The organism is Pseudomonas izuensis (genome assembly GCF_002356535.2).
Taxonomy (GTDB): domain Bacteria; phylum Pseudomonadota; class Gammaproteobacteria; order Pseudomonadales; family Pseudomonadaceae; genus Aquipseudomonas; species Aquipseudomonas izuensis.
This window is the reverse complement of sequence record NZ_AP017423.2, coordinates 1,055,994-1,071,767: the sequence shown is the minus strand read 5'-3', so window position 1 is coordinate 1,071,767 and position 15,774 is coordinate 1,055,994. Positions and strand designations below refer to the sequence as shown.

Here is a 15,774-nt window from a genome sequence, read left to right as displayed (position 1 = left end):
GATCATCGAGGATACGGCGCGATAGGCGCGATCCATGGGGAGAAAGCGCGGCATTTTACATGAACCGCGTGGTTTGGCTTCAGCTGACGACAGCCTGTTTGCGCAGGCGCCAGGCCATGATCAGCCATACGGCGGTCACACCGGCGAACTTCGAGCCCAGGGCGGTGAGAATCACGCCGGGGGTCAACGCATCGATCATGCCGAAGAAGATAAAGGTATCGAGGGGAATGCTCAGGGCCGAACTTATCCACAGGCGATCATGCAATGGACGTTTGGTGACGCTGAACACCAGCCAGTCGATGCACTCGGACACCGCGAACGCCGTGGCGCTGGCCAGGGCGATGGACGGATCGGACGTGACGTAGGACAACACCAGCGCCGCCAGCATCGCCGCCATCGCACCGTGGCCGAAGCGGGTTTGCACCATATCGCGCAAGATGAACACCAGTCCGCCCCAGGCCGACCAGATGATGTCCAGGTGCGGGGCGGTGGAAAAGGCGTAGTTGATCAGTACGACGCTGCTGATGTAGGCGATGAGGAAGAGCATGGGGCGTAGGAATACCTGTCAATTTTGCCGCACAGGATACTGTAGGAGCGCGTTTGCTCGCGATGGTCGTCAACGCTAACGCGGGGAGTCTGGCTCTCCGCGCTGTTCTTGAGTCCATCGCGAGCAGGCTCGCTCCTACAATGGTCCAGCCTCAATTTTGCGGTTTTGCCCCGATCATCCACACCAACCCACTGGACTTGGCCCGCTCATGACACAACTCCAGCACCTTGCGGCGTTCTGTGTTGTCCATCCGGCTCCAGCGGGTGATTTCTTCCACCGTGCGCTGGCAACCTGTGCAAATATCATCGTCATCCAGTGCACAGATGTTCACGCAGGGCGATAACACGGGGCGTTCTGGCGTGCTCATTCTTCCTGCTCGACCAGATCGCGGGCGTAACGCTGCGAGTTGTGCACATAGTGGGCGGCACTGGCTTCCAGCATCTTCTTTTGCGGTTCGGTCAGTTCGCGCACCACTTTGCCCGGTGAGCCCATCACCAGCGAACCGTCGGGGATTTCCTTGCCTTCGCCGATCAGCGAATTGGCGCCGATGATGCAGTTCTTGCCGATTTTCGCGCCATTGAGAATCACCGCGTTGATACCGATCAGGCTGTAGTCGCCCACGGTGCAACCATGCAGCATGGCGTTGTGGCCGATGGTCACGCCGGTGCCGATAGTCAGTGGGTAGCCCATGTCGGTGTGCATCACGGTGCCGTCCTGGACGTTGCTGTTCTTGCCGATCAGGATCAACTCGTTGTCGCCGCGCAGCACGGCGTTGAACCAGACGTTGGCGCCCTCTTCCAGCTTGACCTTGCCCACCAGCACGGCGTTAGGTGCGACCCAGCTCTGTGGGTGGGTCTCGACACGGGCGTCGCCCAGGCGGTATTTCATGGTGTTGTCCTCAAGGCATCGCGTGTTCAGGCCATTCGGGTGATGGCTTCAGGTATTGATAAAACTTTTCGGCGGTTGGTGCAGGCTGATGTTGGCGTCATAAAGCAAGTTGATCAACTCGACGACCATGATCGCCGTCAGGCCCCAGATCTTGTACTCGCCATAGCGATAACTCGGCACGTACCAACTGCGGCCCTGGTAATCGATGCGATGGGTGTGTTCGCGCGGGTCCTTGCGGAAGAACTCCAGAGGGACGCTGAACACCGCGGCGATTTCAGCATCATTGGCCTGGTATTCGACGAAATCCGGGATCACCCCGACATAGGGTGTGACCTTGATGCCGTGCAGGGAGATCAGTGGACTCAGCGGCCCGATCACTTCGACCAGTCCCGGCGGCAGGCCGATCTCTTCCTCGGCTTCGCGCAGGGCGGTGAAAATCAGGTCCGGGTCTTCGGGGTCACGCCGGCCACCGGGGAAGGCGACTTCGCCGCCATGGGTCGAGAGCCCGCTGGCACGCAATGTCAGTACCAGTTCCGGCTCGTCACTGCGGGTAATGGGTACCAGTACGGCGGCCTCCGGGAAACGTCGGTCTGTCTCCAGCGTTCGCGGTGTGTGGTTACTTACCCGATGCAGTAGCTCGTCCAGCATGAGTGTTCTCGATCTGTGCCTTACCCCGCATCATGCACCAATCGCTTCGGTCGCCCAACCCCCCGGACAGCGGCGTGTCGCTAAACGACAACTTGCCGACAGACACCGTCGCACGCCAAGATAGGCGCAGCATTCAGGAACCCAAGCATGAAATTTTGCAGCCAGTGCGGCAACCCGGTGACCCAGCGCATCCCCGAAGGCGATTCGCGCCTGCGTTTTGTCTGCGACAGTTGTCACGCCATCCATTACCAGAACCCCAATATTGTCGCCGGTTGCGTAGCGACCTGGGGCACCAGGGTCTTGTTGTGCCGGCGCGCCATCGAGCCGCGCCGGGGTTACTGGACCCTGCCCGCCGGTTTCATGGAAAACGGCGAAACCATCGAACAGGCCGCCATTCGCGAAACCGCCGAGGAAGCCTGCGCCCGGGTGCGCAACCTGAGCATCTATACGCTGATCGATGTGCCACATATCAGCCAGGTGCATGTGTTTTTCCGCGCCGAACTGGCGGATCTGGACTTTGCCGCCGGTCCCGAGAGCCTCGAAGTGCAATTATTCGACGAAGCGGACATCCCTTGGGACGAGCTGGCTTTCCGCACAGTGGGCCGTACCTTAGAATGTTTCTTCGCTGACCGGCGGGCCGAGGTCTACCCCGTAAGGTCCGAATCGATCCCGCCGCTTGCTCAGCCTGCCAACTAAAAAACATCTATAAATAAATAGTCGCGACACCTCCTGGGGAATCGTTTCAATGCGCTGGTTGCTTGCCCTGTTTTGCCTGTCCTTCGTCGCTGTGTCCCAGGCTTCTGCCGTGGAGCCGCTGGACGGCAAGGTCATCGAGAAAATCCTGGTTCTCAAGTCTGCCCACCAATTGCAATTGATCAATGACGGCAAGCCGCTCAAGACCTATCGCATTTCCCTGGGCAAACGCCCCAAAGGGCCGAAACTGATGGAGGGCGATAAACGCACGCCGGAAGGTTTCTATTGGATCGACTGGCGCAAGACCAGTGACCGCTTCAACCTGGCGATGCACATCTCTTACCCGAACATCAGCGACTCCGCCCGCGCCCGTCGCGAAGGTGTCGACCCTGGCGGCATGATCATGATCCATGGCACACCAGACACCGAAGACAATCCTGAGGACCTGTTCCACACCCTGGACTGGACCGACGGTTGCGTCGCCATGCGCAACATGGACATGCGCGAACTCTGGAACCTGGTGCCGGACGGCACGATGATCGAGATTCGCCCGTAACGACGACCTTTCGTCGCCCTCGAAAAAATGAATCAAAAGATCGCGGCCTTCGCTGGCAAGCCAGCTCCCACAGGGTTCTCGGATGTACACAGCATTTGTGTACGGCATAAAACACTGTAGGAGCTGGCTTGCCAGCGATGAGACCCTGATCATCAACGCAAATCCTGGGCATTAAAAAACCCGCTGAAATCACTTCAGCGGGTTTTTCATTTCAGCAGCAGAAGGATCAGAAATCCTCCAAGCGCCACACCTCATAAGCCGGCGTCTCGTAGGGATGGCTCTGTTTCAGAGCCGCCACTACCGAGCGAATCAACTCATCGGCCACCACCAGCTCAACCTTCCACTCCTCGACCTGCTCGACCTGCCCCGCCTCGCCAATGAACGGCTGACTGCCGTCCAATGGTCGAAACTGGCCAAGCCCCAGCACTTGCCATGCACAGTGGTCGTAAGCACCGATCCGTCCGCCACCGGCGGCGAATACGGCACTTTTGACCAGCTCGACATGACTGTCGGGAACGAAAAAACTGAGCTTGTACACGGCTCTTAGTTCACCCACACGCGAGCATTACGGAACATGCGCATCAGCGGCGCATCTTCGTTCCAGTCATCCGAACGCCACGAGTTCTGCACGGCGCGGAACACACGTTCCGGGTGCGGCATCATGATGGTCACGCGACCGTCGCGGCTGGTCAAACCGGTGATCCCGCGCGGCGAGCCGTTCGGGTTGGCCGGGTAGCTTTCGGTGACCTTGCCGTGGTTGTCGACGAAACGCATCGCCACGCAACCGGACAGATCGGCTTCCAGCAACGCTTCTTCGCTGGCGAATTCCGCATGACCTTCACCGTGGGCAATGGCGATCGGCATACGCGAACCGGCCATGCCTTGCAGGAAGATCGAGTTCGACTCCTGGATCTGCACCATGGCCACACGGGCTTCGAACTGCTCGGAACGGTTACGCACGAAGTGCGGCCAGAGCTCGCTGCCCGGGATCAGCTCATGCAGGTTGGACATCATCTGGCAACCGTTGCACACGCCGAGGGCGAAGCTGTCATTACGCTCGAAGAAGCCCTGGAACGCATCGCGGGCGCGGCTGTTGAACAGCGCCGACTTGGCCCAGCCTTCACCGGCACCCAGCACGTCGCCGTAGGAGAAACCACCACAGGCAACCAGACCCTTGAACTCGTTCAGGTCGACACGGCCGGCCAGAATGTCGCTCATGTGCACGTCGATCGCATTGAAACCGGCGCGGTCGAACGCCGCCGCCATTTCCACCTGACCGTTGACGCCCTGCTCACGCAGTACGGCAACCTGTGGACGAATGCCTTTCTTGATGTAAGGCGCGGCGACGTCCTGGTTGACGTCGTAGCTGAGCTTGACGCTCAGACCCGGGTTGTCTTCTTCCAGCAGCACGTCGAATTCCTGATCGGCGCAGTCGGCGTTGTCGCGCAGACGCTGGATCTGGTAGCTGGTCTCGGCCCACTGGCGTTGCAGCAGGCGACGCTGGCCTTCGAACACGGTGTCGCCGTTGAAGGTGATGCTGATCTCGCCGTTGTTGATTGGCTGACCGACCACCGACACGCACTCGCCCAAGCCTGCGGCGCTGAACTGCGCGAGGATGTCTGCGGTGGAGTCCTGGCGAACCTGGATCACGGCGCCCAGTTCCTCGTTGAACAGGATCGCGGCGATGTCGGCAGAGGTTTCGGCCAGACCGTCGAGGTTCAGGCTCAGGCCGCAGTGACCGGCGAAGGCCATTTCCACCACGCTGGTCAGCAGACCACCGTCGGAACGGTCGTGGTAAGCCAGCAGATGACCATCGGCGTTGAGGCCCTGGATCACAGCGAAGAAGGCTTTCAGGTCTTCGGCGTCATCGACGTCCGGAGCCTGCTTGCCGAGCTTGCCGTGAACCTGGGCCAGGATCGAGGCGCCCATGCGGTTCTGGCCACGGCCCAGGTCAATCAGAATCAGGTCGGTGGTGCCCTTGTCCATGCGCAGTTGCGGGGTCAGGGTCTGACGGATGTCAGTCACTGGCGCGAAACCGGTCACGATCAGCGACATCGGCGAGGTGACGGACTTGTCCACGCCTTCGTCGCTCCAGCGGGTGGCCATGGACATCGAGTCCTTGCCCACCGGAATGGTGATGCCCAGCTCAGGGCACAGTTCCATGCCGACCGCTTTCACAGTGTCGTACAGACGCGCGTCTTCACCCGGGTGACCGGCGGCGGACATCCAGTTCGCCGACAGTTTGATGTCGGAAATCTTGCCGATGCGCGAAGCCGCGATGTTGGTCAGGGTTTCGCCGATGGCCATGCGGCCCGACGCCGGAGCGTCCAGCAGCGCCAGCGGAGTGCGCTCGCCCATGGCCATGGCTTCACCGGTATAGACGTCGAAGCTGGTGGCGGTGACGGCAACGTCGGCCACCGGCACCTGCCACGGGCCGACCATCTGGTCACGGGCCACGAGGCCGGTGATGGTGCGGTCGCCGATGGTGATCAGGAAGCTTTTGCTGGCCACGGCCGGGTGATGCAGAACGCGCTCGACGCAGTCGGCGATGTTCAGGGTCGACGGATCGAAGTCATCACCCAGTTCGGCTTCACGCACCACCGAACGGTGCATGCGCGGCGCTTTACCCAGCAGCACTTCCAGCGGCATGTCCACCGGGCTGTTGCCGAAGTGGCTGTCGGTGACAGTCAATTGCGGCTCGGCAGTGGCTTCGCCGACCACGGCGAACGGGCAACGCTCGCGTTCGCAGATCGCCTTGAAGCGCTCGAAGTCAGCCGGACCGACCGCCAGAACGTAACGTTCCTGGGATTCGTTGGACCAGATTTCGTGCGGGGCCATGCCCGGCTCGTCGTTTGGAATGTTGCGCAGTTCGAAACGGCCACCGCGGTCGCCGTCGTTGACCAGTTCCGGGAAGGCGTTGGACAGACCGCCCGCACCCACGTCGTGGATGAAGCTGATCGGGTTCTTGTCACCCAGTTGCCAGCAACGGTCGATGACTTCCTGGCAGCGACGTTCCATTTCCGGGTTTTCGCGCTGTACCGATGCGAAGTCCAGGTCTGCCGAGCTGGTGCCGGTGGCCATGGAGGAAGCGGCACCGCCACCCAGGCCGATCAGCATCGCCGGGCCGCCGAGCACGATCAGCTTGGAGCCGACGACGATCTCGCCTTTCTTGACGTGTTCTTCACGGATGTTGCCCATGCCGCCGGCCAACATGATCGGCTTGTGGTAACCGCGAACTTCATCACCATGAGGGGTGGAGATCGATTGTTCGAAGGTACGGAAGTAACCGGTCAGCGCCGGACGGCCGAACTCGTTGTTGAACGCCGCGCCGCCCAATGGGCCTTCGATCATGATGTCCAGCGCAGTGACGATGCGCTCGGGTTTGCCGTACGGCACTTCCCACGGCTGTTCGAAGCCCGGGATCTGCAGGTTGGACACGGTGAAACCGGTCAGGCCGGCTTTCGGCTTGGCGCCACGACCGGTCGCGCCTTCGTCGCGGATTTCGCCACCGGAACCGGTGGACGCGCCCGGGAACGGGGCAATCGCGGTCGGGTGGTTGTGGGTTTCAACCTTCATCAGGATGTGCACCGGCTCCTGCACCGCGCCGTACTGGCGGGTTTCAGGGTCCGGGAAGAAGCGTCCGGCCACGGAGCCGACGATCACCGAAGCGTTGTCCTTGTACGCCGACAGGACACCTTCGTTGTGCATCTGATAGGTGTTCTTGATCATGCCGAACAGGCTTTTTTCCTGGCTCTGGCCGTCGATGTCCCAACTGGCGTTGAAGATCTTGTGACGGCAGTGCTCGGAGTTCGCCTGGGCGAACATCATCAGTTCGATGTCGTGCGGGTTGCGCTTCAAGCCGACGAAGGCGTTGACCAGGTAGTCGATCTCGTCTTCAGCCAGGGCCAGGCCCAGCTCGGTGTTGGCTTTTTCCAGCGCGGCGCGGCCGCCACCCAACACGTCGATGGCGGTCAGGGGCTTGGGTTCGGCGTGGCTGAACAGGCCGGCAGCCTGCTCCAGGTTGCCCAGGACGATCTGGGTCATGCGGTCGTGCAGACCGTCAGCGATCAGCTGAGCTTCAGCGTCACTGAACTGGCCGGCCACGTAGAACGCAATGCCGCGTTCCAGGCGCTGGATTTTCGCCAGGCCACAGTTGCGGGCGATGTCACTGGCCTTGCTCGACCATGGCGAGATGGTGCCGAAACGCGGCAACACCAGGAACAGACGACCGGTCGGTTCTTGTACCGGAACGCTTGGACCGTATTTCAGAAGGCGCGCAAGCACCTGCTGTTCGTCGCCGGTCAGGACGCCGGTAACTTCGGCGAAGTGAGCGAATTCAGCATACAGGCCACTGACAGCCGGAACCTTTTGGCTCAGTTGCTCAAGGAGCTTGCTGTGGCGAAAGGCAGAAAGGGCAGGAGCGCCGCGCAGGATCAACATCTTCGGGACAGCCTCGGGAAGGGGTGTGCTTTGAGGCCGTGCATTCTAGCCTAAACAGCCCGCGACATCACCCGAAACGCTACGCACGGTTGCACTCGGGTGCCAATCTGTGTTTCTGCCTCGAAAGTCAGGTTAACCGGGCGTGTGACGACAGCTTATTTTTACCGTAACAAAATGTAGAAAAGGCCCATTCCTGCGGGGTTTCGGTCGGTTTTGTGATCGCTAGCAGACTAGCCCTTCGCTGTCGAGATATGGCGCCCGTGGTCCTTTGCGTATACTGCGCAGATGTTTTCCCCAACGGCTTTACGTCCGCGGTACGCCAAATGGCTGATCGCAACCGGACTCTTCCTGATGCTCGGTGGCTGTGTTGATAAACCCAACACACTCGAGCGCGTAAAGGAGGATGGTGTGCTGCGGGTGGTTACCCGTAACAGCCCCGCCACCTACTTTCAGGATCGCAACGGTGAAACCGGCTTCGAATACGAGCTGGTGAAGCGCTTCGCCGACGATCTGGGGGTGGAGCTCAAGATCGAGACCGCCGACAACCTGGACGATCTATTCAATCAGGTGGGCAAGCCAAATGGCCCGGTGCTGGCGGCTGCCGGCCTGGTCAGCAGCGAAGAACGCAAGAAGCAGGTGCGGTTTTCCCACTCCTACCTGGAAGTCACTCCGCAGATCATCTACCGCAACGGCCAGTCGCGCCCTACCGAGGCGAAGGATCTGGTGGGCAAGAAGATCATAGTGCTCAAGGGCAGCACCCACGCCGAACAACTGGCGCAGTTGAAAAAGAAGTTTCCCGGCATCGAGTACGAAGAATCCGACGCGGTCGAGGTCGTCGATCTCCTGCGCATGGTGGACGAAGGTCAGATCGACCTGACACTGGTCGATTCCAACGAAGTCGCGATGAACCAGGTGTATTTCACCAACATCCGGGTCGCCTTTGACCTGGGTGACGCCAGTGAACAGAGCTGGGCGGTGGCGGCCGGCGATGACAACAGCCTGCTCAACGAAATCAACGACTACCTCGACAAGGTCAAGAAAAACGGCACCCTGCAACGCCTCAAAGACCGCTATTACGGGCATGTCGATGTCCTCGGCTACATGGGCGCCACCACGTTCGCCCAGCACTTGCAGCAGCGCCTGCCCAAGTATGAACAGCACTTCAAGGCGTACGCCAAAAAGGAAAAAGTCGATTGGCGCCTGCTGGCGGCGATCGGTTACCAGGAATCCCTGTGGCAACCGGCCGTGACGTCCAAGACCGGCGTACGCGGCTTGATGATGCTGACCCAGAACACCGCGCAAGCCATGGGCGTGTCCAACCGTCTCGACCCCAAGCAGAGCATCATGGGCGGCGCCAAGTACCTGGCCTACATGAAAGATCAGCTCGACGAGTCGATCCAGGAACCTGACCGCACCTGGTTTGCCCTGGCAGCCTACAACGTTGGCAGCGGACACCTGGATGACGCACGCAAACTGGCGGCCAAGGAAGGGCTCAATCCCGACAGGTGGCTTGACGTAAAAAAGATCCTGCCGCGCCTGTCCGAGAAGAAGTGGTACAGCAAAACCCGTTACGGCTACGCCCGTGGCGGCGAGCCTGTGCACTTTGTGGCGAACATCCGTCGCTACTACGACATCCTGACCTGGGTCACGCAGCCGCAGCTTGAAGGCGATCAGGTCGCCGAGGGCAACCTGCATGTTCCGGGGATCGACAAGACCAAGCCCGCTCAGGAAAACCCGCCGCTCTAAAGCCGCCCCAATCAAAACTGTGGGAGCGAGCCTGCTCGCGATGGCTGAGTGTCAGTCGACATCAATGCCGGATGTCAGACCGCAATCGCGAGCAGGCTCGCTCCCACATTGGTTTTGTATTGTCGCTTAGGCTTTGGCGGCAGCCGCCAGAATCAGCGCCTTCATCTCCGACACCGCCGATTTGAACCCGACAAACAACGCATGGGCCACCAGCGCATGGCCGATGTTCAGTTCGTTGATGCCCTTGATCGCCGCCACGGCCTCGACGTTGTGATAGTGCAGGCCATGGCCGGCATTGACGATCAGACCCTGGGCCAGACCGAACGCCACGCCGTCCGCGACACGCTTGAGCTCTTCAGCCACTTCAGTCGGCGTCTCGGCATCGGCGTATCGGCCGGTGTGCAGCTCGATGGCCGGCGCACCGACACGACGCGAGGCCTCGATCTGCCGCTCATCGGCATCGATGAACAGCGACACTTCAGAGCCGATCTTCGACAAGCGCTCCACAGCAGCCTTGATCCGCGCTTCCTGCCCTGCCACGTCCAGACCACCTTCAGTCGTCAACTCCTGACGGGTTTCCGGCACCAGGCAAATGTGCGCCGGCCGGATGCGCTCGGCGAACGCCATCATTTCTTCGGTGACGCCCATTTCGAAGTTCATGCGGGTTTGCAGCACATCCTTGAGCAGCAGCACGTCGCGCTCCTGGATGTGCCGGCGGTCTTCACGCAGATGCACGGTGATGCCGTCAGCGCCCGCCTCTTCCGCATCCAGTGCTGCCTTGACCGGGTCCGGGTAGCGTGTGCCCCGTGCCTGACGCAGGGTGGCAACGTGGTCGATGTTCACGCCAAGAAGAATGCGGGTGCTGGTGGTCACGGAAGCGCTCCAGAAGAAGAGAAAGTTCGGTGCACAGCATACGGGGTGATCAGGGCTTGCGAAACAGCTCACGACTGACAAGTGGCCGACCGCCCAAATGAACTGCCAGCGCCTGACGCATCAAACGCTTGGCTGCAGACAATGCACCGGGGGCAGACCAGTCCGCATCGGCCATGGCCAGCAGCTCGATGCCATTGAACAGCCCCGGTTGCAGCAGGTAGACCCGCTCCAGCCCGGCATCCACTTGCAGGCGATAGAGACCATCCGGGGCGATGGGCTCGCCATGCATGTCGGTATCAAGGGCAAAGCCGTAGCCGAGGTCGCTGAGCAATCGCCATTCGAAGGAGCGTAACAACGGCTCCAGCGGACGACCTTCGGCCAGGGCCAGCAAAGTCGCAGCGTAGTGATCGAATACGCCGGGAAGAGGGTCTTCGGCGGGCAACAGGCGAATCAGCAGTTCGTTGAGATACAGGCCACTGAACAGCGCCTCGCCATTGAGCCAGGTGGAAACGCCGGCGCTTTCCATGCGCCCGACATTCTTCAACTCGCCTCGCCCGCGAAACTCCACTTCCAGCGGCACGAACGGCCGCGCCAGTGTCCCGGCCTTGCCCCGCGCACTGCGCAACACCGCCCGCAGCCGACCTTGCGGCGTGAGGAAGTCCACCAGAGCACTGCTTTCGCGGTAGGCGCGACTATGGAGGACGTAGGCGGGTTGGCCGATTGGCTGGGACATGGAGCTCTCAATGACAGAACGCAATTTTTCAAACAGCCAAAAACCACTGTGGGAGCGAGCCTGCTCGCGAAAGCGGTGTGACAGTCAACATCAATGCTGAATGCTACACCCTCTTCGCGAGCAGGCTCGCTCCCACAGTAGATCTATGTTGGCTTACAGGTCGCCATAACCCAACGAGCGCAAAGCACGCTCATCGTCGGACCAGCCACCCTTAACCTTCACCCAGAGGTTAAGCATGATCTTGGAGTCGAACAGCAACTCCATGTCCTTGCGCGCCTCGGTGCCGATGCGCTTGATGCGCTCGCCCTTGTCGCCAATGATGATTTTCTTCTGGCCGTCACGCTCGACGAGAATCAGGGCATGAATGTGCAGGGTTTTCCCCTGCTGCTTGAACTCTTCGATTTCAACGGTGATCTGGTACGGCAGCTCGGCGCCCATCTGGCGCATGATTTTTTCACGCACCAATTCAGCGGCCAGGAAGCGACTGCTGCGGTCAGTGATCTGGTCTTCCGGGAAGAAGTGATCGTTTTCCGGCAGATGATCAGCGATCACTCGCTCCAGCGCATCGAGGTTGTGCCCGTGCTGAGCCGAAATCGGGATGATCTGTGCGTTCGGCAACTGTTCCTGCAACCAGGACAGGTGCGGCATCAGCTCGGCCTTGTCCTCGATGCGGTCGGTCTTGTTCAGCGCGACAATCAGCGGGCCGGTCACGTATTGCACGCGCTCGAGGACCATCTGGTCCTCTTCGGTCCACTTGGTGCGGTCAACCACGAAGATCACCACGTCGACGTCTTTCAACGCCGCCGAAGCGGTCTTGTTCATGTAGCGGTTCAGTGCCTTCTCGCCACCCTTGTGCATGCCAGGCGTGTCGACGTAGATCGCCTGCACATCGCCTTCGGTCTTGATGCCGAGCATGTTGTGACGGGTGGTTTGCGGCTTGCGCGAGGTGATCGCCAACTTCTGACCCAGGATGTGGTTCAACAACGTGGACTTGCCCACGTTCGGACGGCCGACGATGGCAACATAGCCACAGCGAGTTGCGTTTGTATCAGTCATTGCCATTCTCCACACCCAGGGCAATCAGTGCTGCGGCGGCCGCTACCTGTTCGGCAATACGACGGCTCACACCCTGACCTCGGCTTTTTTCATTCAGTAAGATGATCTCGCATTCGACGAAAAACGTCCGGCAATGCGGTTCACCCTGGATATCCACCACTTCGTAACGCGGCAGCTCACAACCACGGGACTGCAGAAACTCCTGCAGACGGGTTTTCGGATCTTTGTTGGTGTCGACCAGCGTCAGGCCTTCGAACTCGCCGGCCAGCCAGGCCAGTACGCGCTCGCGTGCCACTTCCATGCCAGCGTCCAGGTAGATCGCACCAATCAACGCTTCCAGGGCATCGGCCAGAATCGATTCGCGGCGAAAACCGCCGCTTTTCAGTTCGCCCGACCCCAGGCGCAGGTATTCGCCCAGATCGAAGCCACGGGCCAGCACGGCCAGGGTCTCACCTTTCACCAGGCGTGCGCGTAAACGCGACAACTGGCCTTCACGCGCCAACGGGAAGCGATCGAACAGCGCCTCGCCGGCGACAAAGTTGAGGATGGCGTCACCGAGGAACTCCAGGCGTTCGTTGTTGCGCCCGGCAAAACTGCGGTGAGTCAGGGCCAGGACCATCAGTTCCTGATCCTTGAAGGTGTAGCCGAGCTGACGCTCGAGACGGCTTAAGGAGACGCTCACGGTTTACCCACGCTGAGTTCGTGGTTGGATTCCACCGCCATCGCCGGGAGTCGACGCAGGCTTGGGACAATTAACGCTGTGTTCAAAAATAACGTCCTGAATATCATTGGCTTCATGCTTCTGTCGCCGATTGTGCCGGCTCCAGAAATGCATTCGGCGCTGTGTTCAACAGCGCCGTGTTTGATTACTGGATCAGGCCAACCCGCGAGAAATTCGGCAGGTGACTGAGTTTTGGTTCCGGCCAGCTCATCCAGACTGCAAAGGCCTTGCCGACGATATTCTTGTCGGGAACCATGCCCAGCAGATCCTTGGGAATGTTTGGGTCATCCCAATAGCGACTGTCGTTCGAGTTGTCGCGGTTGTCGCCCATCATGAAGTAATGCCCGGCAGGCACGGTCCACGAATGGTCCGGCATTGCGCGGTAGCGACTCATTTCCTTGCGGATCATGTGCTCAACCGCACCGAGTTTTTCCTTGTACAGCTCAGCGCTGCCCAGCGTGCCCGGCTCGGAGCCGACCAATTGCTCGGCAATCGATTGACCGTTGACGAACAGACGCTTGTCGGCGGTGTAACGAACCGTGTCGCCCGGCAAACCAACCACACGCTTGATGTAGTTGACGTTCGGATCGCTCGGGTAACGGAACACCATGACATCGCCGCGCTGCGGATCACCAACTTCGATGACTTTCTTGTCGATCACCGGCAAGCGGATCCCGTAGGAAAACTTGCTTACCAGAATGAAGTCACCGACATCCAGGGTTGGCTTCATCGAACCGGACGGAATCTGGAACGGCTCCACCAGGAACGAACGCAGCACCAGCACGATGAACAACACCGGGAAGAACGATTTGCCGTACTCGACCAGCAGCGGCTCCTTGTTCAGCTTCTCGACCACCACACTATCAGGTTGACTGACGCTGCCCTGATAGGAGGCAATGGCAGACCGACGACGCGGCGCCAGGAACAGCACATCGAGCAACGCCAACAGGCCGCAAACGAACACGGCGATGACCAGCAACAGCGGGAAATTTAGTGACATAGGACCTAGCTATCCAACCTGAGCACCGCAAGGAAGGCTTCTTGTGGAATTTCCACGTTACCGACCTGCTTCATGCGTTTTTTACCGGCCTTTTGCTTTTCCAGCAGCTTTTTCTTACGGCTGACGTCACCACCGTAGCATTTGGCCAATACGTTCTTTCTGAGCGCCTTGACGGTTGTCCGCGCCACAATCTGCCCGCCAATGGCGGCCTGGATTGCCACGTCGAACATCTGCCGCGGAATCAGATCCTTCATCTTCTCGGTCAACTGGCGACCTTTGTAGTGCGAATTGTCACGGTGCACGATCAGCGCCAGGGCGTCGACCTTGTCGCCGTTGATCAGCACGTCCAGTTTCACCAGGCTGGCCGATTGGTAACGATCGAAATGGTAGTCCAGAGAAGCATAGCCGCGACTGGTGGATTTCAGACGGTCGAAGAAGTCCAGCACCACTTCGTTCATCGGCAGGTCGTAGGTCACTTGTACCTGGGAGCCGAGGAACAGCATGTCTACTTGCACACCGCGCTTTTCGATGCACAGGGTGATGACGTTACCCAGGTGCTCTTGCGGCACAAGAATGTTGGCGCGCACGATCGGCTCGCGCATGTCTTCGATGGCGGACAGGTCCGGCAGCTTGGACGGGTTATCGACGTAGATCGTCTCGCCGGTCTTGAGCAGCAGTTCGAAGATTACCGTCGGTGCCGTGGTGATCAGGTCCAGGTTGTACTCGCGCTCGAGGCGCTCCTGGATGATTTCCATGTGCAGCATGCCGAGGAAGCCGCAACGGAAGCCGAAGCCCAGTGCGTCGGAGCTTTCCGGGGTGTATTGCAGCGACGAATCGTTGAGGGTGAGCTTTTGCAGCGCCTCGCGGAAGTCTTCGAAGTCGTCGGAGCTGACCGGAAACAGGCCCGCGTAGACCTGCGGCTGGATGCGTTTGAACCCCGGCAGCACGTCGACGTCCGGCGTCGAGCTCAAGGTCAGGGTGTCGCCCACTGGCGCCCCGTGAATGTCCTTGATGCTGGCGATGATGAAACCCACTTCACCGGCCTTCAGGTCGGCGGTAGGGGTGTGTTTCGGGTTGAAGACACCGACGCTGTCCACCAGGTGGATCTTGCCGGTGGACTTGACCAGGATCTTGTCGCCTTTCTTCACGCGGCCATGGCGCACGCGAACCAGAGACACAACGCCCAGGTAATTGTCGAACCAGGAGTCGATGATCAACGCTTGCAGCGGATCTTCGATGTTGCCGGTCGGTGCCGGAATGGTGGTCACCAGGCGTTCGAGCACCTCATCGACGCCCAGACCGGTCTTGGCAGAGCAGGTGACCGCGTCGGTGGCATCGATGCCGATGATTTTTTCGATTTCTTCCTTGACGCGCTCCGGATCGGCCTGTGGCAGGTCGATCTTGTTCAGCACCGGCATCACTTCCAGGCCCTGCTCGATTGCCGTATAGCAGTTGGCAACCGACTGTGCTTCCACGCCCTGACCGGCATCGACCACCAGCAGCGCGCCTTCACAGGCCGCCAACGAACGGCTGACTTCGTAGGTGAAGTCAACGTGGCCGGGGGTGTCAATGAAGTTCAGCTGGTAGTTGATACCATCTTTGGCTTTGTAATACAGGGTGACGCTATGCGCCTTGATGGTGATTCCGCGCTCACGCTCAAGGTCCATGGAGTCCAGTACCTGGGCTTCCATTTCACGCTCGGCCAGGCCGCCGCACATCTGGATGAAGCGATCGGCCAGCGTCGACTTGCCATGGTCAATGTGGGCGATGATGGAGAAATTGCGGATATGACTCAAATCACTCACGGATCAACACTCAAAAAGGCTGCAGGCATAGCCCGCCGAAAAATAGCCGGGAATTGTACCTGATCCAC

15 protein-coding genes are annotated in these 15,774 nt (G+C 59.9%); 3 read left to right on the top strand and 12 right to left on the bottom strand.

From position 1 onward, the window contains the following. Positions 1-79: 79 nt before the first annotated feature. The 4 genes from LAB08_RS04805 to LAB08_RS04790 form a co-directional block, all read right to left on the bottom strand. The gene (locus tag LAB08_RS04805) at positions 80-547 is read right to left on the bottom strand and encodes a VUT family protein (RefSeq protein WP_096513284.1); all 468 of its coding nucleotides are present in this window, start codon (positions 545-547) and stop codon (positions 80-82) included. Positions 548-698: 151 nt separating this feature from the next. Continuing rightward, a complete protein-coding gene (locus LAB08_RS04800) occupies positions 699-914 on the bottom strand; it encodes a DUF1289 domain-containing protein (protein ID WP_096513285.1) in 216 nt (71 codons plus the stop codon). Beyond that, a complete protein-coding gene (locus LAB08_RS04795) occupies positions 911-1,435 on the bottom strand; it encodes a gamma carbonic anhydrase family protein (protein WP_007954617.1) in 525 nt (174 codons plus the stop codon). Before LAB08_RS04795 ends, LAB08_RS04800 begins: the two co-directional genes overlap by 4 nt. Before the next feature lie 48 nt (positions 1,436-1,483). Continuing rightward, positions 1,484-2,083: a CoA pyrophosphatase gene (locus tag LAB08_RS04790; RefSeq protein ID WP_096513286.1), complete on the bottom strand. Its 600-nt coding sequence runs from the start codon at positions 2,081-2,083 to the stop codon at positions 1,484-1,486. A 147-nt stretch (positions 2,084-2,230) separates the two neighbouring features. Between LAB08_RS04790 and LAB08_RS04785 the strand changes: the two genes are divergently transcribed. Both LAB08_RS04785 and LAB08_RS04780 read left to right on the top strand, forming a co-directional pair. Continuing rightward, a complete protein-coding gene (locus LAB08_RS04785) occupies positions 2,231-2,779 on the top strand; it encodes an NUDIX hydrolase (RefSeq protein WP_096513287.1) in 549 nt (182 codons plus the stop codon). 49 nt (positions 2,780-2,828) lie between these two features. Then, positions 2,829-3,332 (top strand): L,D-transpeptidase family protein, encoded by a 504-nt coding sequence (locus tag LAB08_RS04780; protein WP_096513288.1) that lies wholly within the window; start codon positions 2,829-2,831, stop codon positions 3,330-3,332. A gap of 226 nt (positions 3,333-3,558) precedes the next feature. Here the strand turns inward: LAB08_RS04780 and LAB08_RS04775 are convergent, their stop codons facing one another. Both LAB08_RS04775 and purL read right to left on the bottom strand, forming a co-directional pair. Then, positions 3,559-3,870, bottom strand: a complete 312-nt coding sequence (locus LAB08_RS04775) for a YqfO family protein (protein WP_096513289.1) — start codon at positions 3,868-3,870, stop codon at positions 3,559-3,561. 5 nt (positions 3,871-3,875) lie between these two features. After that, on the bottom strand, positions 3,876-7,772 hold the full coding sequence (gene purL, locus LAB08_RS04770) for a phosphoribosylformylglycinamidine synthase (RefSeq protein WP_096513290.1): 3,897 nt from the start codon (positions 7,770-7,772) through the stop codon (positions 3,876-3,878). Positions 7,773-8,057: 285 nt separating this feature from the next. Between purL and mltF the strand changes: the two genes are divergently transcribed. Beyond that, on the top strand, positions 8,058-9,518 hold the full coding sequence (gene mltF, locus LAB08_RS04765) for a membrane-bound lytic murein transglycosylase MltF (RefSeq protein ID WP_096513291.1): 1,461 nt from the start codon (positions 8,058-8,060) through the stop codon (positions 9,516-9,518). Between the two features lie 126 nt (positions 9,519-9,644). On the opposite strand, the gene pdxJ is transcribed toward mltF, so the two are convergent. The 6 genes from pdxJ to lepA all read right to left on the bottom strand — a co-directional run bounded on the left by pdxJ (position 9,645) and on the right by lepA (position 15,706). Next, a complete protein-coding gene (pdxJ, locus tag LAB08_RS04760) occupies positions 9,645-10,391 on the bottom strand; it encodes a pyridoxine 5'-phosphate synthase (RefSeq protein WP_096513292.1) in 747 nt (248 codons plus the stop codon). Between the two features lie 49 nt (positions 10,392-10,440). Next, on the bottom strand, positions 10,441-11,124 hold the full coding sequence (gene recO, locus LAB08_RS04755; protein ID WP_096513293.1) for a DNA repair protein RecO: 684 nt from the start codon (positions 11,122-11,124) through the stop codon (positions 10,441-10,443). A gap of 153 nt (positions 11,125-11,277) precedes the next feature. Next, on the bottom strand, positions 11,278-12,180 hold the full coding sequence (era, locus tag LAB08_RS04750) for a GTPase Era (protein WP_053162286.1): 903 nt from the start codon (positions 12,178-12,180) through the stop codon (positions 11,278-11,280). Continuing rightward, positions 12,173-12,862, bottom strand: coding sequence for a ribonuclease III (gene rnc, locus LAB08_RS04745; protein ID WP_018927089.1), 690 nt, complete (start codon positions 12,860-12,862; stop codon positions 12,173-12,175). The genes era and rnc overlap by 8 nt, the downstream gene beginning before the upstream one ends. Before the next feature lie 184 nt (positions 12,863-13,046). Next, positions 13,047-13,901 (bottom strand): signal peptidase I, encoded by an 855-nt coding sequence (lepB, locus tag LAB08_RS04740; RefSeq protein WP_096513294.1) that lies wholly within the window; start codon positions 13,899-13,901, stop codon positions 13,047-13,049. Between the two features lie 5 nt (positions 13,902-13,906). Next, a complete protein-coding gene (gene lepA / locus LAB08_RS04735) occupies positions 13,907-15,706 on the bottom strand; it encodes a translation elongation factor 4 (RefSeq protein ID WP_008020289.1) in 1,800 nt (599 codons plus the stop codon). Positions 15,707-15,774: the final 68 nt, after the last annotated feature.